Origin of the sequence: Mucilaginibacter rigui, assembly GCF_014773275.1 — a bacterium.
Taxonomy (GTDB): domain Bacteria; phylum Bacteroidota; class Bacteroidia; order Sphingobacteriales; family Sphingobacteriaceae; genus Mucilaginibacter; species Mucilaginibacter rigui_A.
Genome location: NZ_JACWMW010000009.1, coordinates 1 through 24,974, shown reverse-complemented (window position 1 = coordinate 24,974; position 24,974 = coordinate 1). Strand labels below are relative to the sequence as shown.

Sequence of the window (24,974 nt, the reverse complement as noted above, 5' to 3'; positions counted from 1 at the left end):
CTTGTTCAGATAGTTGCGCTTTAAGGTCAGGTCATTGTTAATGTTTCGCATAACTTTAGCTTTATTTGTTAAAGCTAATTCTGTTATCGAATTACTTGACCTTTACAGCAATGACGCGCGGGAGTACGGTTACAGGTTCTTCCCCAACTTCTCCAATATATCCTGCGGTACTTTCTCCAGGTCAAGCACCAGGAAACCATCCAGGCAATCGGCAAACTTAGGGTCGATGTTGAAACTGATGATATGGGCATTAAGGGCAAGGTACTGGCGAAGCAATACCGGTACCTTCATGTTATGTGTTTCTACTTCCGATATCAGGTTATCGAGCCCCTTAAAGCTGTCGCCGGCAGATAAAAGCAGGTCAGTGTCGATGTTCTCCAGGTTCACTTTGAATTTTTTACGCGGCTTTACATACTGCGCCATATCGTGGTCAAAGTGGTTACGGTTAATATAATCAACAATAAGCGATTTGCTGAACTGCGAGAAAGAGTTGCTGATGCTTACCGGGCCAATAAGGTAACGGTAACGCGGGTTATCAATTACAAATTTCAGGATGCCCTTCCATAGCAGGAACAGGGGCAGGGGCTTGGTCTGGTATTCCTTACGGATCCATGATCGCCCAAGCTCAAGGCTTTTCTTAAGTACCGGGGTAAACTGTTCTTTAAGCTTAAACAACTCGTTGATGTAGAAGCCTTTTTTGCCAACACCGTAAAATATCTCGTCGCCCAGGCCAATGCGATAGGCGCCAACTATGCGTTTGGCTTCCACATCCCAAATAAACAAGTGGTGGTAGTAAATATCATACTCGTCAAGGTCGGTAGCTTTATTGGTACCTTCGCCCACTTCGCGGAAGGTGATCTCGCGTAAACGGCCAATCTCACGGATAATGCACGGGATCTGCGATGTTGGGGTGATATACACCTCATAGTTCTTTTCTGTCCAAACCTTGTAGCTATCGCGTAGCTTGTCAACTTCTGCTTCCAGTTTATAGGCAGCAGTTTCGGGTACAATAGCCTCGGGCAATTTTTTTATTTTGAACAGGTTGCGTGGGTTAAAAAGCTTTTTCTCTTCATCCAAACCCGCACCAAGGGCGTAGGTTTTGGCACGCAGAAAGTTCAGCAATTTGGCGCTGTTGTTATTATCGGGGATATCCTCAATCTTTATAGGCTTGCCTATACGCAGCTTAATGGTTTGGCCTTGTTTGTTAAACAACTCTGATGGCAGCTTGGCTGTGCGCAAAGCAGGGTGTATAATACTCAGCAGGTTAAACAGCAGGCCGTTATTACCATGGAAGTATATGGGAACTACCGGTACCTTAGCCTTAGCAATTATCTTACCTACAACAGGGTGCCAAAGGCGGTCTGTGATCTCTTGTTTATCCAGCTTAAAGGTTGATACCTCACCGGCAGGGAAAATGCCTATAGGGGTGCCGTTATTCAGCAGTTCAAGGGTGTTCTTTAACCCGCTGATGCTTGATGAATGCTCTACATTCTCGAAAGGGTTTACGGCTATAAAATAATCGCTCAGGTTAGGGATCTTCTTCAGTAAAAAGTTGGCCATCAGCTTGGCATCGGGCCTTGCCATGGTCAGTATTTTCAATAATATCAATCCCTCAATACCACCGTAAGGGTGATTGGCAATGGCTATAAAAGCACCATCTTTTGGGATATGCCTTAACTCGCGTTCGTCAAATTCTATCTCAATACCACAGCCTTTTAAAATGGCGTCAACAAACTCGGGGCCTTGCTTGGGCTGGGCCTGGGCGAACAGGTCGTTCACCTGGTTTATCTTCATCAGTTCCATCAGGAAAGATGCCAGTCCCGGCAATTTCAGGGTGTCCAGTTTAGTGGCTTTGGCAAATTCTTCGGTGGTTATTATTTTCATGCTGTTATTAACGCAACAATAGTTAGGGGAAATTACTAATTTAACGGCTCAATACCCGTTGATAAATGAAAGCGCAGATCAAAAATTACCTGTCCCTTACCAAAAAAGAATGGAATGGCATGGTAGTGCTTTTGGTATTGATAGCACTGGTATTAATTGCCCCATACGTTTATCAATGGTTACGCAAAGATAATACAATAAACGTTACAGCGTTTAACACCGCAGTTGCGGCACTTAATAAAGCCAATCCGCAGCCATTAAACGGCGCTGAACAATCAATAAACGACCTGTTTAAGTTCGATCCAAATACCACATCGGCAACCGACTGGCAAAAGTTGGGCATCACGGCAAAACAAGCTGCTATCATTAAAAACTATACAGCAAAGGGCGGCAGGTTCCGTAAGGCTGAGGATCTGCAAAAGATCTATGGCCTTACCAAAGTTGATTACGCAAGACTGGCGCCCTTCATCATTATCTCAAAAGGGAACGCAAAAACGAATGTTGTAGTAGAATTAAATGCTGCTGATTCTGCAAAGTTAACATCCATTGATGGGGTAGGCGGGGCATTTGCTAAGCGTATTATTTACTACCGCGAGCGGCTTGGTGGTTTTATAAGCAAAGAGCAGTTGAAAGAGGTTTACGGAATTGATGAACTGAAGTACGATGAGATAAAAGACCAGGTTAAAGTTGATGCCGGCCGCATCCGTAAGATCAACATAAATACTATCACTTTTGATAAACTGCGGTTGATGCCATACCTGAACTATAAACGGGTAAATGCCATTATTGAGTACCGTAAACAGCACGGAGATTACACTTCCATCAACGATTTGAAAAATATTGCCATTATAGATGAAGGAATTTTGCGTAAAATTGAGCCTTATTTAGTTTTTAAATGATCGAGCAGCAAATAAAGACCGCTATCCGCGATATTCATGATTTCCCTAAGCCGGGCATTATCTTTAAAGATATCACCCCGATATTGAAGGACCCCGGGCTTTGCACCAGGATAAATGATGCCTTTTTAGAAAAAATTAAGGATATGCAGATAGATGCTGTAGCAGGAGTAGAGAGCCGCGGCTTTTTGTTTGGGTTATCATTAGCTACCAAACTGGGCGTGCCATTTATACCGGTGCGTAAGGCAGGGAAACTGCCGCATACCGTTAACCAAAAGGTTTATGAATTGGAGTACGGTACGGCTACCATAGAGATCCACACCGATGCCTTTAAGCCCGGCGACAGGATACTGATACATGACGATTTATTGGCAACCGGCGGCACTGTAACCGCCACCAGCGAACTGATACAGGACATGGGCGGCATTGTTGCCGGCTTTAGTTTTGTAGTTGGTTTAAGCTTTTTAAATGGCATAGAAAAGATAGCCCCCATAAGCAATAACATTATTGTACTGGCCGATTATTGATTGTAGTTTATACCAATTAATATTCCACCCTATATTTTTCGAGCCCTAAAACATTAAAAACCCGCTAATTTTAATAATTAGCGGGTTTTTGCTTTATAAAAAAATCAGCTTGATTAATATTGTACATGCCATGCCATAAATCTGTTCTAATTTCAGCAAATAATCGGTGGCTGTAAGCCAATAGGCTACCGGTGTTAAACAACCCTTAAACTGTTTAATAAACCATTGCTAAACCAGTATATTAATTAACATGAAAATAAACCGCTGCATTGCCCTTGCTGTACTATTTACGGCCTGTGCGCAACTCGTATCTGCACAAAGCCCCGTAAAACAGGTTGGCAAGGTAACCGCTGTAACCATAAATAACCAGGAAGTTGATATTGCCACCGAAAACGCCTTTGTAAAAGTGGTGGTGTATGGCCCCAATATTATACGGGTGCGTATGGATAAGCAAAAGCTGGCTGCCGATTTTTCGTACGCGGTAGTGAGCGAGCCGGTTAAAACCAGGGTGAACATTACCCAAACCAATGAGGAAATTAACCTCACAACCGACTCATTAAAAGTAAACATCCGCAAAAACCCTTACCAGGTAACATTTACTACCCTGGCTGGCGAGGTGATCAACCAGGACGAAGCAGGCTTAACCACTTCATGGGTTAACGAGTCTGTGACCACTTATAAGCATATGCAGGATAACGAACATTTTATAGGTCTGGGCGAAAAAACTGGTCCGCTTGACCGTAAGGGCAATGCATATACGCACTGGAACAGCGATACCTACGCATATACCACCGGGCAGGATCCTATTTACTCTACCATCCCATTCTACATAGGTGTACACCATAACGTGCAGTACGGGATATTTTTTGATAACACCTGGCAAAGCGATTTTAACTTCGGCGCCAGTAACAACAGGTTCTCATCGTTCGGTGCCAAAGGCGGCGAGATGAATTACTATTTCATCTACAATACGCACATTGCCGATATTATTACCTCGTACACCTCGCTTACCGGCCGCATGAAAATGCCACCGTTGTGGAGCCTGGGGTATCAGCAAAACCGCTACAGCTATTACCCCGAGGCTGAGGTAATGCGCATAGCCGAAACGCTGAGGGAAAAGAAAATCCCCGCCGATGGTATAACTTTAGATATCCACTACATGGATAAATACAAGGTATTTAGCTGGGATGCCACCCGTTTCCCTGACCCGGCAGCCATGATCAAAAAGCTGAATAATAACGGCTTTAAGGTAACCCTGATTGTTGATCCCGGAATTAAAGTTGAAAAAGGCTATGGCGTTTACGACCGTGGTGTAAAAGAAGATATTTTTGCTAAATACCCCGATGGCAGCTACTACACCGGCCAGGTTTGGCCCGGCTGGTGCCACTTTCCCGATTTTACCGACCCAAAAGGCCGGGCATGGTGGGGCAGCGAGCTAAAAAAATATGCGAGCGAAGGGGTAAGCGGAATCTGGAACGACATGAATGAGTTTAGCACCTGGGGCCAGAAAGCGCCGGATAACATCCTGTTCAGCTACGAAGGGAAGGGTGCATCGCACATGCAGATCCATAATGCTTATGGTTTAGAGATGATCCGCGCCAGCTATGATGGCTATAAAGCCGCGCGAGATAACAAACGTCCATTTATTTTAACCCGTTCTGGTTATGCAGGCTTACAACGCTACGCAGCTATCTGGACAGGCGATAACCGTGCCGAGAACGACCATATGCTATTAGGTATTAGGCTGATGAATAGCCTTGGGTTAAGCGGCGTGCCGTTCTCGGGGATGGATGTAGGAGGTTTTACCGGTGGTGCATCGCCATCGTTATACGCCCGCTGGATGCAGATAGGCGCGTTTAACCCATACATGCGTAACCACTCGGGCATCAACTCAAAAGCATCAGAGCCCTGGGCTTATGGTGAGGAGGTGTTGGAGATAACCCGTAATTATATTAACCTGCGTTATCGTTTATTGCCATACCTGTACTCCAGTTTTTATGAAGCAACGCAAAGCGGTAGCCCAATTATGCGCTCGCTTACTATTGATTATACACATGATGATAACGTTTACAACGGCTTGTATGAGAACCAGTATATGTTTGGTAAATCATTCCTGGTGTTTCCGTTTGATGGGGTAACCAATTATGGCAAAATATACTTCCCTGCAGGTAAATGGTATAACCTTTATAATGGGCAGGTACAACAAGGTAACCAAAAGGTGGCTATTGACCTGGGTATTTCGCAATTGCCGGTATATGTAAAAGAGAGCAGCATTATCCCCATGCAATCGCAAATACAAACCACGGCCGAAAAACCAACCGATACCCTATATGTACACGTATACAAAGGTAATGTAAATAACAAGTTTGTGTATTATGAAGATGATGGCGAAAGCTTTGATTACGAAGGCGGCGCGTTTTATAAACGTACAATAGCTTACGACCCGGCTAAGAAAACCATCAGTTTTGCAAAGGCAGAGGGTTCGATAAAATCAAAATTCACCAATATAAAACTGTTGTTACATGGTTTTGGCGATAATGTAGTTGTTAAGCTGAATGGCAGGCAAAGTAAAGCCGAGAACAGCTTTGAGGCGCTGATGGTACCTATCTCCCGGTTTGATCCAACAGGTTTATCAAACCCGGTAGAGGGCGAGAAGGTAAAAGCTGTACTGATAAAAAACACCGATGAAGGGTTTAGTATAAGTTATTAAATTATGAAATAGGTGAACCGGAAATAATTGTTAAGAAAAAAATAACTTGTAGTTTAATACTTAATAATTAGTTTAATTATATTTACTTGAACATTAACCAATTAAATCTAATTATTATGAAAAAGAATTTCTTAACTCTTATTGTGATGTTATGCGGTTTAGTGAGCATGGCAAACGCTCAATCTTTAAAATCTGTTCTAAAAGATAATGCCTTAACAGTTACAAAAGTTAGTGTACCAATTGTTCTGGCAAGTTTACCGCCAGCACCTTTAGCAATTAAAGATTTTGCCAAACCCACAATTGCTGATAACGCTGTTGTGGCTACGCCACCACCACCTGTATGCTATAATTATTTTGTTTCGGCGGCATTTACAGGTGGTTCTTTTTATTACACAACCTGCGGAGGGATAGCTACAAGCCAGTATCTTGACAAAGGTGCCAGTACCACAATATGCGCCCGTGAAGGTACTGTAACCGGCCCCGGCCCAATAACTAAGGGAAGTATTTGTAACTAAGTATCCGGTATTTAATTTTTGCCGAATATTAGCAGTTTTCCAAGCTTTTACATAAGCCTGCATCTTATTGTTAAGATGCAGGCTTTTTTATTAGTTTTTTTATAAAAATGTGCCTTTTGGTATAAGTTTGGGGGATAATTGTTAATATTACGTTTGAAAGATTTTTGAGTTAAGTTTTTAATTAAAAGCTATAAGTTATTAACTTTTAATACCTTTTGTAAACCAGTTATATGAGATTTTTTCTGAGGTTTTTTTTCGCGATGCTGTTTGCGTACCCTGCCATGGCTATCGGCGCCGGTACTGATAGTTTGCTAACAGCCTTAAAAACGGAGATAAGCAGGAAAAATATTTATGACGAAGAAAAACAGGGCAGGATTGCCCATCTGAAAAAGCTGCAACGTGCTGCCAACCGGCTCGATTATTCAAAGCAATATGATATTTGCCTGAAGTTATATGAAGAATATAAATCGTATCAGTACGATTCTGCATACGTATACGTAAATAAGCTTAAGAACATCAGCGTTGCCATGAACGACATGTCGAGGGCGTACTACAGCCAGATAAAACTGGGATTTATCCTGCTGTCATCGGGTATGTTTAAAGAAACCTTTGACAGTATGAATAAGGTTGACCCCAGGGTGCTTAACGATTCGATGAAGGTTGAATACTACTTTATCATGTACCGGTGTAATAGCGACCTTGCCAAGTATAATAATGATAAATATTCATCGCCGGTGTATATGAAGGCAAGCGATGCCTATATCGATTCAGCCATAAGCCTTACCCCAAAAGGTTCAACCCAGTGGATGCACTATACAGGGTTAAAGGACGCGCAAGATGGTAACCCGGCCACGGGCGATGATGAGTTAAGCAAAATATTGAGTTCGGGCCGGCCTATTTCTATGCATTTGCGTGCCATGATAAATTGTTCATTAGCTATTACCTATCTAAATGCCAATAAAAGAGATAAGGCGCTGCCTTTACTTATTGAGTCGGCCATTGCCGATATTAAATCATCTACAAAAGAAACGGTAGCGCTTTTTACCCTTGCCGAGCAGTTATACAAAAACGGCAATATAAAAGATGCTTACGCTTTTATACAATTAGCCAAGGCCGATGCGGATTTTTATGGGGCAAGGCAGCGTAAAATACAAATAGGCGCCATTTTACCCCTGGTAGCCGCCGAAGAGTTAAACCACTCGGAGGAAGAAAAACAAACCATACTAAAGTACCTGCTTGCCATTACGGCCCTGGCATCGCTGGTTATTTTGTTTTTGATAATGATATACAAGCAGTTAGGTAAGCTTAAGCATAAAGAACGCATTATAGAAGACCAAAACATCCAGCTAAAGGACATCAATCATAAGTTAGGTGAGGATGCACATATAAAGGAAGAGTATATCGGGCAGTTTTTTAAAATCATATCCGGCTATATACTCAAGCTCGAGAAGCTGAAAATGTCTATCGATACCAAGTTGTCTATAAAGAAGTATGACGATATCAGGCTGATTGTTAATGATATAAATATAAAAAAAGAACGGGAGGCGCTGTATTATAGTTTTGACCACATCTTCCTTAAGATATTCCCCAACTTTATTTCTGTGTTCAATTCGCAGTTTGATGAGAAAGACCAGATATGGCCGCATGAGGATGAAGTACTGAATACCGATCTTCGTATTTTCGCTCTAATACGTATGGGGATAGATGATAACGAAACCATCGCCAAAATTTTAGAATACTCTGTAAATACCATTTATGTTTACAAAATGCGCGTTAAAGCAAAGTCAAAAAATCCCGAACAATTTGAACAGTGTATTATGGACATTAAGGCTGTTGATATAATTGAATAAACGCTTAGTCAGATTGTATCATTTGTGATACTTTAAAAACTATACAGGATACTTTTTTAGCAGAAAATGACTTAAAAAGCGTTAAAAATTGTTATATTTTTAAATCATTTTTATTAATTAACTATTTGACTTTCAATTATTTAATCGTTATAAAGTTTATATTTTTTTGCAATTAACATAAAGTAGTAGGGAATAAGGCTCAGGACACACATCTTTGTATAGGGATAGAATGTTTTAATAAGTGATAAGCTTATTGAAATTAAGCCCTAAGCTTTAAATAGCACAATTATAAACCAATATAAACTGTACCAATTTTACTGAAGTTTTTTGTCGGGCGATATTATCTCACGACGCTATAAAAATTGATTTGCCGGTTTTTGCCTGTGAAACTTCTTTTATGATGAAAAGCAAACCATGTACTAAAAATTATATAACCAATTATTAATTAAACCACAAACTATGCAATTTAAACACTTACTCACATTATGTTTTTTTGCTTTAACCTGTTTCTTTGTTCAGCCAGCCCTGGCACAAAACAAAGTTATAACAGGTAAAGTAACAGACAAAAAGGACGGTTCTCCGCTTATCGGTGTATCTGTAGGCGCAACCGGCGGTTTAGGCACACTAACAAGCGTTGACGGTACCTTCAGGCTTTCCGTTCCGGCAAACACCACAACTTTAAACTTCTCTTACATCGGGTACAAAAACCAGGCTGTAACCATTGGTGCTCAATCATCACTTAGCGTAAGTCTGGAATCGGCCAGCACAGCATTAAACGAGGTTGTAGTTATTGGTTATGGTTCACAAAGAGTAAAAGATGCAACGGGTTCTGTAGCATCTTTAAGTCCTAAGGACTTTAACAAGGGTGTTATTGCAACCCCCGAGCAGTTATTACAAGGTAGGATAGCCGGTGTGCAGGTAACACCAGCAAGTGGCGAGCCCGGCGCAGGTGCTTCCATAAACATTCGTGGTGCCAGTTCAATCCGTTCAGGTTCAAGCCCTCTATACGTAGTGGATGGTGTGCCTTTAGATAACGGTGGTACATCAGGTGGTTTTGATAGCGGCGCGGGTGGTTCATCGGCACGTAACCCATTGGCATTTATTAACCCTGCAGATATCGAGAATATTTCGGTATTAAAAGATGCATCTGCATCTGCTATATATGGTTCACGTGGTGCTAACGGTGTAATCTTAATTACTACGCGTAAAGGCCGCAAAGGCCAGGGCATACAATTTGGTGCCAGCACAAGTATCGCTAATGCCGCTAAAACCTATGATCTGTTAGATCCACAGGCTTTCTTAAGAGGCGTACAGAGCGTTGGATCAAACGCAGGCCCTGTATCTGATGGTGGTATAGATTACGGTTCAAATACTGATTGGCAAAAAGAAATTTTGCGTACAGCTGTATCGCAAAACTATAACCTGGCTTTTGGCGGGGCAAGCAATACAGGTAACTATCGCGCCTCTTTAGGGTACGATGATCAGCAAGGTATCGTTAAAAGCACCAACCTGAAAAGGTTAACTGCACGTGTAAACGCATCACAATCATTCCTGGGCGAAAGGTTAAGATTTGATTTACAAACATTATACTCAAACGTAAAGGATCAGTTTGCACCTATTACAAACAATGCAGGTTTTAACGGTAGCTTAATTGGTGCCGCAATACAAACCAACCCAACAATACCTGTATTTGATAGCCAGGGCAGGTACTTTTCTTTAAATGGCTATGAGAATGGTTTTCCTAAAGGTAATACCTTCAGAAATCCGGTATCAATGCTAAACCAAATTGATGACCGTGATAATATCAACAGGTTTTTGAATAACTTAACCATGACTGTTAGGCTATTTGAAGGCTTATCATACAAAGGTAACTTTGGTGCTGATATATCAAGAGGACAAAGAAAAACTTTTTATGACCCTACTATTGTTGGTTTTACTGATGAAACAAACATAGGCGATTTTAAAGTCCCATCGGCAACAGGTAATGGCCGTGGTATTTTAATCCATAACGAAATAACCAACCTTACTACAGAGCATACTTTAAACTACGAAAAAAAGTGGAAAAATAATAGCTCTTTAAGCGCATTGGTTGGTTACTCATACCAAAACTTTAAAAACTTCAACCGTGCCAATATAGGTTGGGGGACACCGGTAGTTGGACAGTTTGTAAAAAATTACGACGAGTTTAAAAATCATATGCCATATGATTTTAGTAACCGTAACGGTATAGATAGCAGCAGTTCTCAATTACAATCATACTTTGCACGTGTTAACTACTCTTACATGGACCGTTATATTGTAACGGCTACATTAAGGAGAGACGGTTCTTCAAAGTTTGGTGAAAATCACCAATATGCAAACTTCCCTGCATTAGCTGTTAAATGGCGCATTAGCAACGAAAGTTTTGCACCAAAAGCCATATTTGATGATTTAAGCCTAAGGTTAAACTACGGTAAAACAGGTAACCAGGATTACCCATCATATGCATCAAAGGCCTTAAAGCAACTTAACTATTTACAAACTGCAAGTTCTGCTTTAAATGCTGCTAACCCCGATCTGAAATGGGAAACACAAACGGCTTATGGCGCAGGGATAGACTTCTCTATACTGCACGGGCGTTTAAGCGGTACTGTTGATTACTTTAACAAATCACAAGCAGATTTATTATTCCTGCAGGATTTGGCACAACCGGCTGCGTTTAACAGGTACTGGGTAAATTTACCGGGTAATGTTAGAAACACTGGTTTTGAGATCGGTTTAAACTTTGCAGCAATACAGGGTGAAGGCTTTACCTGGGATATTGCTTACAACATGACCTTTATTAAAAACAGGGTTGAAAACTTTGGTAACCGTAACGTAATAACCGGTAATATTGATGGCCAGGGCCTATCTGGTGCATATTCTCAGTTCTTTGGTAATGGTTATCCACTATATAGCTTTGATTTGCCAAACTACACAGGGCTTGATATAAATGGTTTTGGCAGGTATCCACAAGGTATTGACGTTTCATCAAAACAAGGCAGCCCGCTTCCAACCTTTACAGCAGGTTTAACCAACAACTTTACTTACAAAAACTGGAGCTTAAGCTTTTTCCTGAATGGAGCTACTGGTTTTTATATTTACAACAACACCGCGAATGCGTTTTTCTACAAAGGAAACTTAGTGAGCGGTCGTAACGTAACTAAAGCAATTGCAGCAACTAATGAAAACCCGCTTAACTCTGGTGAGGTATCAACCCGTTTCTTAGAAAAAGGCGATTTCCTAAGGTTAAGCAACGCCAATTTAGGATATACCTTCCCGGTTAAAAACAGCGTGTTTAAAACATTGCGTGTATCATTTACAGGTCAAAACATATTCCTGATAACTGGTTACAGTGGTCTTGATCCGGAAATTAACACAAATAAAGAAAGAAATGGCGTGCCTTCAAGGGGTATAGATTACACAGCTTATCCAAGCGCGCGTACATTCACATTAGGTTTAAATGCAAGTTTCTAAAAAAAATATTAGTATGAAAAAAATAACATTAAAAGTAGCAATTTGCAGTATCGTTCTTCTATCCGCTGCAGGTTGTGCTAAACTCGATGAAAAAACATACGGAACAGTTTCTGTAGATCAGGGAGGTGCTGCTTCAGCTTCTGATCTTAACGGGGTTTATGCTCAGTTAAACGGACAAGCCGATCAGGCAAATACTTATGCATTACAAGAACACTCTACCGATGAGATGATGGGCCCGACACGCGGTACCGACTGGGGAGATTTTGGTACATGGCGTAAGCTGCATACCCATACATGGAATGCATCTCACAACCAGGTTAACGATACCTGGGACCAGTTAAATATTGGTGTTTTCCGTGCTACACAGGTTATAACCCGTGCAACCGACACTCAGATTAAAGCAGAAGCAAGTTTCTTACGCGCTTACTTTATGTTTCAGGTTGTGGATTTATATGGCCAGGCACCATTCCGTGATCCGAATGCGCCAAACTCATCTATCCCAATTGTTTATAACCGTGCCGATGCTACAGCTTTCATTATTAAAGATCTGGAGTTTGCCGAAGCTAATTTGGGTACAGCACCTAACGTAGGTAAAGCAAGTAAGGCTGCAGCTCAGGCGTTATTAGCAAAAATATACCTTAACAAAGCGGTATATACATCAGCAACTGTTGGTGGCCCTTTTACGTTTGCTAAGGCAGATATGGATAAGGTTATTGAATATGCCAACAAAATTGAAGCGGCAGGTTACACACTTGAGCCAACCGGGAAATATTTCCAGGACTTTGCATGGGATAACTCAGAAAAATCTCACGGTAATATTTTTGGTATCTACAATACACCTACAAACGTTCCGGGATCTGCTAAAAACCGTTGGAAAATGGGCTTGCATTATAACCAAACACCAGATGGTTGGAATGGCTTTACCACACTTGCAGACTTTTATGATTCATTCCAGGATGGCGATGAGCGTAAAGGCGTTGCATACCCTGGCTTAACTGATAAAGTTGGTTTAAGGGCAGGTTTTGCAGTTGGCCAACAATATGGCCCTAACAATAAAGCTTTAACACAGCGTAGTGGTAAACCGCTTATTTTTACAAGAGAAGTAAGCTTAAATTATTCTACAGAAGCTCAAGGTATACGCGTGTTTAAATATTTCCCGCATCCAAATGCTGATGGTACCATTACTGATAGTGGTGAGGATAACGATTACATATTTTTACGTTATGCTGATGTGGTGTTAGAGAAAGCAGAAGCCATAATGCGTGGTGGTACCGATCCTAACGGTGCAACAGTTTTAGGCCTTGTTAACTCTATCCGTACGCCTCGTGGTGCAACTGCATTAGCTGCCGTTACTGAAGCAGACATGCTTGCTGAACGTGGCCGGGAACTATACTGGGAAGGCTGGAGAAGGAATGACCTGATCCGTTTCGGTAAGTTTAACGATCCGGTAGACCAACGCCCTGCACAAACCGATAAAACACGTACGTTATATCCAATTCCGCAACGTGCTATTGATACTAACCCTAACCTGAAACAAAACCCGGGTTATTAATTGATACCAGTTTACAATTAGTTATATTTGATTTGATTTTTTAAACGTAGCGGAGTAATTCGCTACGTTTGTTTTTTGTAATCATCGTGATGTTAAAAAAAAGCACCCTTTTCTCCCTGATCGTTGTTTTTATTGCTTTATCATCCTGTCATAAAAGTGATGTGAAGAACCCTCTTTTTTCACTACAATCCAATGATGATCTGGGCATAAATTTTATCAACCAACTTGTTGATAAAAACCAAACCAACGTATTTACTTTTCGTAATTACTATAACGGCGGTGGCGTTGCCATTGGCGATGTGAATAACGATGGGTTGAATGATATTTACCTCACATCAAACCAGGGTAGCAATAAATTATATATTAACAAGGGGAATTGGAAGTTTGATGACGTAACCGACAAAGCTGGCGTAAAAGGAACCAAATACTGGAGCACCGGCGCTACCATGGTTGATATAAACGGCGATGGCTGGCTCGATATTTATGTTTGCCATAGTGGTAATATAATTGATAAAAAGGGGAATGAGCTTTTTATAAACCAGCACAATGGGACTTTTAAAGAAGAAGCCGAAAAGTATGGGCTGGTAGATAACGGCCTGTCTACACAGTCGATTTTTTTTGATATGGATAACGACGGAGATCTGGATTGTTTTATACTGAACAACTCATTCAGGCCTATTGGTTCATTTGATTTTAACCAGAACCTGCGTGCAGTGTTCGACCCATTGGGCGGTGCCCGGCTGTACCGTAACGATGGTGGGCATTTTACTAATATTACTAAAGAAGCCGGGATATTCTCGAGCGATATTGGCTTTGGTTTAGGTGTATCAGTAGCTGATATTAATAATGATGGCTACCCGGATATTTACGTATCAAATGATTTTTTTGAACGCGACTACCTGTACATCAATCAGCATAACGGCACCTTTAAGGAAGACATCCAGTCGGAGGCCGGCCATCTGAGCCTGGCATCGATGGGTTCGGATATTGCTGATATCAATAATGACGGTAACCTGGATATCTTCACAACTGAGATGCTGCCCGAGAGCGATAAGCGGATGAAACAGATCACCTCGTTCGAGTCGTTCGATGTGATCAAGCTTAAGCAGCACGATGGTTACTACAATCAGTTTATGCAAAATTGCCTTCAACTAAATAACGGCGACGGCACCTTCTCTGAAATTGCATTTAATGCAGGTGTTAGTGCTACAGACTGGAGCTGGGGCGCCCTGTTCTTTGATATGGACAACGATGGCTGGAAAGATATATTTGTATCTAACGGGATCTATAAAGACCTTACCGACCAGGATTACATCGAGTTTTTGGGCAACCGGGAAAACATGGATAAGATTGCCGAGAAGAAGAAATTCGACTATAAAAACTTTGCCGATAAAATGGTATCTACACCGGTAAGTAGCTATGCTTATAAAAATAATGGCGACCTTACCTTTACCAACAAAGCGCATGAGTACGGGCTCGATCAGTTATCGTTCAGCAATGGCGCGGCCTACGGCGACCTGGATGGTGACGGAGATAACGATCTGGTGGTAAATAACGTGAACATGCCACTGTTCATTTATAAAAATAATGCAGAGAAACTGCACAATAATTACATTCAGCTAAAATTGCAGGGCGAGGGTTTTAACCGCTTTGGTATTGGCGCTACTATAAAAGTTTTCTCAAATAACTCATCAATACTGCAATACCACCAGCCAACACGTGGTTTTGAAAGCAGCACGCCGCCAAATCTTATTACAATAGGTTTAGGTAAAGTTAAACAGATAGATTCTGTAATGGTAATATGGCCGGGCGGTAAATACCAGGTTGCTAAAAATGTACAGCCCAATAAAGTTTATACCTACAAAATTGCCGATGCAAGATTGCAGTACAATTTTGCAAAACCACAGGTAAAAACTTTATTTGTAGAGGCAGAGAAAACCTTATTTGATTCGGTGCCCAAGCATACCGAAGACGGTTTTATTGATTTTGATAACGAGCGCCTGATGCTGCAAATGCTATCAACCGAAAACCCTTATATGGCAAAAGGTGATATTAATAAAGATGGGTTGACCGACTTTTATTTCGGCGCATCAAAAGATAGTCCGGCGGCTATATACGTGCAGCAAAAAAATGGCAGGTTTAAACAAAACATCCCGGATGACCTGGGCAAGCAAAGCTACCTGGAAAACGCAGGTGCTGTATTTGGCGATTTTGATGGCGATGGCGACGAAGATCTGATAATTGGCGTAGGCGGTAACGCAGACGAGGCCGGCACAAACATATATTATCCGCGCTTTTATGAAAACGACGGGAAAGGTAACCTGCATCGTAACGCGCAAAAGACTATACAGGTAGCAGTAAACGCATCAGTAATTACCGCCTGCGATTATGATAAAGATGGCCACCTTGACCTGTTTATTGGCGGGCGCAGTGTGCCCGGTAATTATGGTGCATCACCAAACTCATACGTATTGCATAATGATGGCAAGGGCAACTTTACCGATGTAAGCAAACGGGTATTTGGCGCGGATGTAAAACCGGGAATGGTTACGGCAGCGCAATGGGCCGATATTGATAACAACGGTTATCCCGACCTGGTAATAGCAGGCAACTGGATGGGCATAAAAATATACATGAACAATAAAGGGGTGTTTACACAGGATACGCAGCTTGATAACTACAAAGGATGGTGGGGCAGCCTGCAAATTGCCGATATTAATAACGATGGTAAACTGGATGTAATAGCCGGTAACCTCGGCCTTAATTCAAAGTTTAAAGCATCCGCTGCCGAGCCGATGAAAATTTACGTGAAAGATTTTGACGGTAACGGTACCAAAGAATGCGTAACATCTATTTACAGGCAGGGCACAGCCTACGTGTTTCATATGAAGCCCGATCTGGTAGGGCAGATGCCTGTCCTCAAAAAGCAATACCTAAAATATAAAGATTACGCAGGTAAACCCTTTAACGAGGTCTTTAACGATAAAATGTTAGAAGGTGCCGAGGAGCATGAAATGAACTACCTCGCTTCGGCGGTATTTATAAATAATGGCAAGGGTAAATTTACATGTAAAGCATTGCCTTACAATGCGCAGCTATCAAACATAGGCACTATTTTGTGCGATGACATTGATAACAGCGGTACACCATCCATTATACTTGGTGGTAATTTTTACGGGTTTAAGCCCGAGGTTGGCCGCTTAGATGCAAGTTATGGGCAAATTTATAAGTACACTAAAAACGGATTTGTTTATATTTCGCCAGCCAAAAGTGGCATTAAACTTAACGGGCAGGTACGCTCTTCATTAATGATGAAAAACAGCCAGGGAGAGAAATACTATTTATTCGGAATAAACGACGATAAGCTTAAAGCTTATAAATTACGTTAAGGACAATATGCCAAAAGCTAAACCAGTTAAGCCCAAAGCTAAGCCATATAAACAAATTATATTTTTTTGCTGTGTAATACTGGCGGGTATTGCCGTGTACATATCATGCCATACAAAAAAACGTGGCGATGGTATTTTTAAGCTGCTATCTGCCGATGAGACCAGTATCAATTTTGTAAACAAAAATGTAGTTTCAGACTCGGTTAATATATTAGATTACCTGTACTTCTATAATGGTGCAGGAGTGGCATCGGCCGATTTTAATAACGATGGGCTGGAAGATATCTACTTTGTATCAAACCAGGGTCCTAATAAACTTTATCTCAATAAAGGGGGGCTTAAATTTGAAGATATTACCGCCAAAGCAGGCGTTGCCGGTACCGGCAACTGGAAAACCGGGGTAACGGTTGTGGATATAAATGGTGATGGTTACAAGGATATATACGTTTGTGTGGTATCGGGCTACAAGGGGTTTAAAGGCAAAAATCAGCTGTATATCAACAATGGCGATCTGACGTTTACAGAATCAGCAGCCAAATATGGGTTAGATTTTGCGGGCTTCTCCACCCAGGCATCTTTTTTAGATTATGATAAAGATGGCGACCTGGATATGTTCCTGCTAACCTCATCTGTTCATAGTAATGATACCTACGGCGACTCTACCCTGCGCTTTAAAACCAGCCATGATGCCGGCGATCACCTGTTCAGGAATGATAACAACAAATTTGTTGATGTAACCGCAAACTCGGGCATTTATTCGGCGCCGATAGGTTATGGACTTGGCGTAAGTGTTGGCGATCTTAATAATGATGGCTGGGACGATATTTACGTAAGCAACGATTTTTTTGAGCAGGATTATTATTACCTGAACCAGCGTAACGGCACATTTAAAGAAGAGTTGAAGAGCGCTTTCGGGCATACCAGCCTTTTCTCTATGGGGAACACGCTTACAGACGTGAATAAAGACGGGCACCTGGATGTGATAAGCACCGATATGCTGCCCGAAGAAATGAAGGCGCTAAAATCAACCATAAATGATGAACCGCTTGATATTTACAACCAGGAAGTAAACGCGGGGTATTATTACCAGTATTCAAAAAACAGCCTGCAATTAAATGTGGGAAACGGTAAAAAGTTTGTAGATATCAGTTTGTATTCAGGCGTTTCGGCAACAGACTGGACATGGTCGCCGCTGGTGCAGGATTTTGACATGGATGGCCGGAAGGATATGTTCTTTTCAAATGGCATCAAAAAACGCCTTAACGATATGGATTACCTGAAATACCTGGGCGACCCTAACGTGATAAAAGATTTTAAAACCAGCCGTTTTTTCGATAAGGAAAAAATTAACCTGATGCCCGATGGCGATGTGCACAATTACCTTTACCATGGCGATGCTCAGCTAAAGTTTAGTGATGTATCGGCAGGTAACGATATGCGTGATCCGTCTATCTCGGCAGGTTCGGTAGCGGTGGATCTGGATAATGATGGCGACCTGGAACTGGTTACCAATAATATGGATGCCCCGGCCTTCGTCTATAAAAACATGACGATGGAAAATCATAAGGACAATAAACCATCGTTCCTGAAATTAAGTGTTAAGTACACTAAAGCTAATCTGGATGGTATCGGTACCAAATTCTTCCTGCGGTCTACCAAACAGGTAGATCATCAGGAGATCCAAACCAGCACTGCTTATGAAAGTACACAGGGAAATAACCTGCTGTTTACTTTTTTACCGGGCGATAAACCGGTGGACCTGATGGTGATTTGGCCCGATAACTCCTATCAGCTGATAAAAGATTTCAGCCTGAATAGGAAGACTGTTATCACTTATGATAAGGCTAAAACCCAAACCATCACCGATGTACAGGCCCTGGTGGGTAATTACATCAGTAATAAAAAGGAATTTACTGCTGTAGATGTTAAAGCAACTGTTTTAGCCAACATGCAGCCGTTTGAAACCCCCGACTTTAACTATTATAACTTGTTGCCGCATACCTATTTGCCACATACACCGGCTATTGCCGTTGCCGATGTAAACAATGATGGAATGGAAGATATTTATGTGGGTGGGATAGCAGGTGAAGAAAAGTATATTTTAGCCGGCAGCAAGGATGGTAAATTTACCAAAGTAACTGTTGATGCCTTCGGCCCGTTTAAAGATCGTTCAGATACCGAAGCCCAATGGGTAGATGTAAATAATGATGGACTGCCCGACCTGGTTGTACTGAGTGCCAGTCACCCCTTTATTGAAGCCGGGAAAATCACACAGCTACGGCTGTATATAAACAAAGGCAATTACAAGTTTGAGTACAAAGCATTACCGGTGGTGGGTACTTTAACATCAAAAATACTGGTATATGATTTTGATGGCGATGGCCTTAAAGACCTGTTTTTTAGCAGCAGTGTAAACTTTACTGATTACACCAAACCCGCATCATCTGTAATATTGCTGAATAAGGGTAACGACGGTTTTGCCGCTGCCCCCGCAAACCAATATGCAGATTTAACAAGCATCCGTTATGTAACAAATATTTCAACAGCGGATATTGATCACAACGGGAAAGAAGATATTATTATCAGCGCCGAATGGCAGCCGGTGCAGATATTCCTGAACAAGAACAAAAAACTTGCGAAGTTCTCATCGGCCCTGCTTGATAAAGAAACGGGTTGGTGGCAATCGGCCATTATTACAGATGCAGATGGTGACGGCAAGGCAGATCTTATAGCCGGTAACTGGGGCGAAAACAATAAGTATAATGTAACAGCTACCCAGCCGCTTTATGCCTACAATAATGATGTAGATAACGATGGTAAAAACGACTTGATAGTATCTTATTTCTTTAAAGAAAAATACTACCCGTTTCGCCCTAAGAACGATCTGGAGCAGGAATTGCCATCCCTAAAAAAGGAATTTTTGAGCTACCAGAAAATGGCCGATAAAACCACTGCCGAGATCTTTAAAGATAAATTACGCGATAGTGGCCGCTTAGAAGCCAAACAGTTTAGAAGTGTTTTTGTGAGTGATGTTTTAAACGCCAAAAAAATAACAGAGCTGCCATACCTTTTTCAACAGGCGCCAATCCGTTCTATCACACCGCTTAACAATAAGCAAGGCGATGTTTTATTGAATGGTAACTTTTGGGGTGTTGTGCCTTACGAGGGCAAGTACGATGCATTAGGCCTGGTAACCACGCATTATGATGAGGCTACAAAACAATTTACCATGCCCGAGTACTGGCTAAATGCTATGCTTAACTCACAGGAGATAACCCACCTTTACCCATATAAAACAGCTACTGGTACAAGCTATGTGGTTACTACATACGATGGTAAGTTGATATTGTTAACTAAGTAAGCACTATCAAAAAACCGGGCAGTAAATTTTAGTGACCCACTTAGCGGTATCCTTTTCGGCGAGCCTGTTAGTAACTAACGATTCAAATGGCATTGCCGGTGATATTAATCGGTGGGCTTTTTGGTAGTTTTTAAGTTGCGTAAAAGCATTTAAAATAGTGTTTTTACCACCTTTAACCTGCGTTTCTAAAGCATTTGCATTCTTTACCAGCTTATTTATCATTGCATTTTTGCCAGGCTCAATTATGGTGTTGATGGGGACGGCCACTGTTACCATGTAGCCACCAGTCTCAACAGCGTGCACATTCATCATGGGCGAATCAACAGCCATGGCATTTTTCGCGCGGATCTGTTTTCTTAACTCAGCCACTTTACTATAAATAAGTTCGGTGGGGGGGTAGTCATTCGTATTTAAGGTAGTGGCGAGTACAATAGGGTGTTGTATTTTTGTTATCGTGAAATTCATACCGTACACATTTACATCTGCCTGCATAAATTTTTTAAAATCTGCTAACACTACGTCCAGGTCCTGAGCTATCCGTTTAATTTTAAAGTATTCGGCCACGCGCTCAAAGGGGTTAAGGCTGCTTTGTTTTTCGGCAAACCAGGTAACCTCACACATACCCTCGCCTGTTGTGGCATAAGTTAGTATACTTTTTAGTTCAATGTCATCTTGCCTGATAAGCGCATGCATCTCGCTGTTGGTGTTTTCCTGCAAGGTAAAACTGATATTTTTATAGGTGTATAATGAGCTGTCGGTAGCTACTTGTTTGCCTGGCCACCATTTGGCCCATGGCATTTTGTTAACAAGGAATTTAGATATGTTTATATCCGTAGCATCTATCTCAACCACACGGGTTGCCTGTATTTTTTGGGGGATAATAAAGTAGATACTGATGAAGGCTAAAAGAAGGATACCAAAAATTAATAACACAGGTTTTTTCATACAAATACGGTAACATTTTAGAGCAAGGCAAAACTAATATTTTTGCCTTTTTTGAATGATAAAAATACTTATTTAACCCGGGTAAAATCAAACAATTTATGGTGCTCATCTATTAGCTAAAAAACCTTATATTAGCCCGTAATCTCACAAAAAACCAATATAAGTTTGATGGTGCAAGCCATCTTTTTTCTAAATCCAATAAGCTGTTATGAAACGTTTCTTGTTTTTAATTACAGGTGTAGTTTTTGTATTTGTATCTTGTAAAAAAGCCGACTACCAAAAGGTTACCCACGATCCCGAACTTTACCGTATTACTGTAAAAAAACTGAATGATATTGTTCTCGAAAATAATTTCCCTCCGGTTATTGCATCCCGTAATTATGTATACGCAAACATTGCTGCATACGAAGTAGTTGCCGCCGGCGATCCAACACATTACCGCTCATTAGCCGGGCAAATAAAGCATCTGCCAAAAACACCGCAGCCGGAGAAAGGTAAAGAGATAGATTTTCAGTTTGCATCATTGCTTTCATTTTGCTTTGTGGGAAACGCCGTTACCTTCCCGGAAGGTAGTATGTCTGTTTATGTCGACGAGTTAAAGCAAAAAGCCAAAGATGCCGGCATGCCTTCGGATGTTTTTAAAAACTCGGTCGCTTACTCGGATAGTGTTGCCAAACATATCATGAAATGGAGTAAAAAAGACAATTATGCGCAAACACGCTCGGCAAGCAAATATACTGTTGTGCGTAAGGATGGCCGCTGGATCCCCACACCACCTATGTATGCCCAGGCGCTTGAACCGCATTGGGGCGAGATCCGCACTATGGTATTAGATTCAGCATCGCAAATTTCTGCGCCCGAGCCGCCTGCATACAATATGACTGATAAGAACAGTGTGTTTTATAAAAACGTAATGCAGGTTAAATCCATGGTTGGCAGCCTTACACCCGATCAAAAACATATGGCTAATTTTTGGGATGATAATGCTTTTAAAATGAATGTAATAGGCCACGCTATGTTTGCTACCAAAAAATTTGGTCCGGCCGGGCACTGGATGAATATAACAGGGATAGGTACAAAACTACGTAAGTTTGATTTTAATTCATCTGTTGCGGCTTATACCGAAGCATCAATAGCGTTGTTTGACGCATTTATAAACTGCTGGTATGTGAAATACAAAGCAAATAGTGTACGACCAGAAACTGTTATAAATAAACTGATTGATCCTGATTGGAAGCCCATCATCCAGACGCCGCCATTCCCCGAATATATTAGCGGGCACGCCGTAATATCTGCCGCCGCCGCCGAAACTTTAACCAAAAATTTTGGCGATAATATAGCCTACACCGATTCGTCGGAAACGGAATTTGGTATACCCCCACGTTCATTTAAATCATTTAGGGCTGCGGCAGAAGAGGCTGCCATATCGCGTGTATATGGTGGGATTCATTATAAAATAGCCTGTGATATTGGCAACGAGAAAGGTCGCGAAATTGGTGATTTGGTAAACCAAAAACTAAAATTAAAATTAAAGTAATGGTGCTTTATAGGAGAAGAATAGTATCAATTATTTTATTGATAAGCCTGGTTGTTGCCAAAGTCGCATCGGCACAAAGCCCGTGGGTTATAAAAGCCGATAAGATAGACCCGAATAATTACTATGGCATTACCGCCGCCAACGGGATGATAGGCATCGTATCATCGCCCGAGCCGTTCAAAGTAAAAAATGTGGTACTTGCAGGCGCTTATGACCTGTATGGCCGCGGCCGTGTAAGCAATTTTTTGAACAGTTTTAACCTGCTTAATATGTACCTGGAGGTTGACGGTAAACGTATCGACGCCAAAATGGTAAGCAACTTTAAGCAGGAGCTTGATATGCAACACGCCGCCTTTACCACCTCGTTTGATTATGGCGATAAGGCAAGCATCAAATACACTTATTACTCGCTGCGCCAGCTGCCTTTTACGGTATTGATGGACGTAGCTGTTACAGCTAAAAAGGCCATTAATGTAACGGCAGCCAGCGTTATGGAAGCGCCCGATGCTTTAAAGGAGGTTCAAAATTATTATAATGAGATTGACAGGCCGCATGTAACTATCAGCCTGCTAACCTCAACTGCTAAAAGCCCGACCGGTAAATTGCAGCTTTGCGCATCAACATCGTTTTTGTTTAATGAAGAGCATGGTAAAGAACCGCGCGTTATTCACGAAATGTGGGACAACAACATGCACCTGATGAAATTTAGTCGTGCTATTGCAGCTGGGCAAACGTACAAATACGGGGTTACCGGTTCGTCCATCACATCGGCACATCATGCCGATCCTTTGAATGAAGCCGAGCGCCTTACTATTTTTGCAAAACTGGAGGGCCGCGACAGGCTGATCCAGTTCCACAACAAAGCATGGGACGAACTGTGGAAAAGCGACATACAGATAGATGGAGATGCGCAGGCACAACAGGATGTACACAGTATGCTTTACCATCTGTATTCATTCTCGCGTGCAGGTACTGCCTTATCGCCATCGCCCATGGGTTTATCGGGATTAGGCTACAATGGCCACGTATTTTGGGATACCGACCTGTGGATGTTCCCGGCCATGCTGGTGATGCACCCGGAGATTGCCCGGTCGATGGTGGAATATAGATTTGAGAGATTAGAGAACGCCCGTAAAAATGCTTTTTCGCACGGTTATAAAGGCGCCATGTACCCGTGGGAGAGCGCCGATAGCGGGGTGGAGGAAACGCCCGTATGGGCACTAAGCGGCCCGTTTGAACACCATATAAGCGCCGACGTGGCCAATGCCGCATGGGCTTATTACTGCGTTACGCAGGATAAACAATGGCTGCGCGATAAAGGCTGGCCAATCCTATCAGCCACTGCCGATTTTTGGGCGAGCCGGGTAGAGCGTAACGGCCCCGGGCATTACGATATCAAGAATGTAGTTGCTGCCGATGAATGGGCGGAGAATATCGACAATAACGCTTTTACAAATGCTGCCGCACAGGCTAACCTGATGAATGCCACCGCTGCCGCCAAAATATTGGGCATGCAGGCGGATAGTGATTGGGTAAATGTGGCCAATAATATTCCCATCCTTAAAATGGCTAATGGTGTAACACAGGAGCATGCACAGTACAAAGGGGAGGGCATTAAACAAGCGGATGTTAACCTGCTGGCCTATCCGCTAAAAACCATAACCGACCCGGCGCAAATAAAAAAAGACCTGGAGTATTACGAAACCCGTGTGCCTAATGAAGGTACCCCGGCCATGACACATGGCGTATTTGCCTTACTTTACGCCCGCCTTGGCGATGGGCAGAAAGCTTACCACTGGTTTAAAGAAGCCTACGAGCCAAACCTGAACCCCCCATTTAGGGTGATCGCCGAGACTAAGGGTGGTACCAACCCTTACTTTGCTACAGGGGCGGGCGGCATAATCCAGGCCATGCTGATGGGTTTCGGCGGGCTGGATATTACCCCGACAGGCATCATACAAATAAAAAGCAAGCTGCCAGCTAACTGGAAATCATTAAAAATAACCGGTGTTGGGGTTAATAAGGCAACCTACACTGTAAAATAGATAACTGTAGAGACGCGAGATAACTGTAGAGACGCGATACTTCGCGTCTCTTTTGTTTACAACCCGCGCATCCCCTTCTCCGCGCGTCATTGCGAGGTACGAAGCAATCTCTTGAGCAAATCCTTCAAACAAGGTGTACAATTGTCCTAAAGAGATTGCCGCGTCGCTACGCTCCTCGCAATTGTAAGGGTTTAGTAATTCGGTAACAGAATTAGGTATTTTTATTTGTTGTAAGGGAGACCATATCGATAGGTTTTTTACCGTTGAT

Annotated in this window: 13 protein-coding genes; 11 read left to right on the top strand and 2 right to left on the bottom strand. The window is 42.1% G+C overall.

Annotated elements, in window-relative coordinates; translation table 11 throughout:
* Positions 1-129 precede the first annotated feature (129 nt).
* A complete protein-coding gene (locus IDJ75_RS21005; RefSeq protein ID WP_191177631.1) occupies positions 130-1,884 on the bottom strand; it encodes a lysophospholipid acyltransferase family protein in 1,755 nt (584 codons plus the stop codon).
* Between the two features lie 65 nt (positions 1,885-1,949).
* Between IDJ75_RS21005 and IDJ75_RS21000 the strand changes: the two genes are divergently transcribed.
* The 9 genes from IDJ75_RS21000 to IDJ75_RS20960 all read left to right on the top strand — a co-directional run bounded on the left by IDJ75_RS21000 (position 1,950) and on the right by IDJ75_RS20960 (position 20,179).
* Entirely contained in the window at positions 1,950-2,783 is an 834-nt protein-coding gene (locus IDJ75_RS21000) for a helix-hairpin-helix domain-containing protein (RefSeq protein WP_191177630.1), read from the top strand.
* Positions 2,780-3,307, top strand: coding sequence for an adenine phosphoribosyltransferase (locus tag IDJ75_RS20995; protein ID WP_191177629.1), 528 nt, complete (start codon positions 2,780-2,782; stop codon positions 3,305-3,307). The genes IDJ75_RS21000 and IDJ75_RS20995 overlap by 4 nt, the downstream gene beginning before the upstream one ends.
* A gap of 250 nt (positions 3,308-3,557) precedes the next feature.
* The gene (locus IDJ75_RS20990; RefSeq protein ID WP_191177628.1) at positions 3,558-6,017 is read left to right on the top strand and encodes a glycoside hydrolase family 31 protein; all 2,460 of its coding nucleotides are present in this window, start codon (positions 3,558-3,560) and stop codon (positions 6,015-6,017) included.
* Between the two features lie 116 nt (positions 6,018-6,133).
* Positions 6,134-6,532 (top strand): hypothetical protein, encoded by a 399-nt coding sequence (locus IDJ75_RS20985; RefSeq protein ID WP_191177627.1) that lies wholly within the window; start codon positions 6,134-6,136, stop codon positions 6,530-6,532.
* Positions 6,533-6,762: 230 nt separating this feature from the next.
* Positions 6,763-8,382: a DUF6377 domain-containing protein gene (locus IDJ75_RS20980; protein WP_191177626.1), complete on the top strand. Its 1,620-nt coding sequence runs from the start codon at positions 6,763-6,765 to the stop codon at positions 8,380-8,382.
* Positions 8,383-8,841: 459 nt separating this feature from the next.
* Positions 8,842-11,877, top strand: coding sequence for a SusC/RagA family TonB-linked outer membrane protein (locus IDJ75_RS20975; protein ID WP_191177625.1), 3,036 nt, complete (start codon positions 8,842-8,844; stop codon positions 11,875-11,877).
* 13 nt (positions 11,878-11,890) lie between these two features.
* Entirely contained in the window at positions 11,891-13,429 is a 1,539-nt protein-coding gene (locus IDJ75_RS20970; RefSeq protein WP_191177624.1) for a RagB/SusD family nutrient uptake outer membrane protein, read from the top strand.
* A gap of 161 nt (positions 13,430-13,590) precedes the next feature.
* Complete coding sequence (locus tag IDJ75_RS20965) at positions 13,591-16,818, top strand: VCBS repeat-containing protein (RefSeq protein WP_191177623.1); 3,228 nt, start codon at positions 13,591-13,593, stop codon at positions 16,816-16,818.
* Positions 16,819-16,825: 7 nt separating this feature from the next.
* The gene (locus tag IDJ75_RS20960; RefSeq protein WP_191177622.1) at positions 16,826-20,179 is read left to right on the top strand and encodes an FG-GAP repeat domain-containing protein; all 3,354 of its coding nucleotides are present in this window, start codon (positions 16,826-16,828) and stop codon (positions 20,177-20,179) included.
* A 6-nt stretch (positions 20,180-20,185) separates the two neighbouring features.
* Here IDJ75_RS20960 and IDJ75_RS20955 read toward each other — a convergent pair whose 3' ends face one another.
* On the bottom strand, positions 20,186-21,124 hold the full coding sequence (locus tag IDJ75_RS20955; RefSeq protein WP_191177621.1) for a hypothetical protein: 939 nt from the start codon (positions 21,122-21,124) through the stop codon (positions 20,186-20,188).
* Positions 21,125-21,332: 208 nt separating this feature from the next.
* On the opposite strand from IDJ75_RS20955, the gene IDJ75_RS20950 reads away from it, so the two are divergent.
* Positions 21,333-22,661: a vanadium-dependent haloperoxidase gene (locus IDJ75_RS20950; protein WP_191177620.1), complete on the top strand. Its 1,329-nt coding sequence runs from the start codon at positions 21,333-21,335 to the stop codon at positions 22,659-22,661.
* Entirely contained in the window at positions 22,661-24,706 is a 2,046-nt protein-coding gene (locus IDJ75_RS20945; protein WP_191177619.1) for a glycoside hydrolase family 65 protein, read from the top strand. The genes IDJ75_RS20950 and IDJ75_RS20945 overlap by 1 nt, the downstream gene beginning before the upstream one ends.
* Positions 24,707-24,974: the final 268 nt, after the last annotated feature.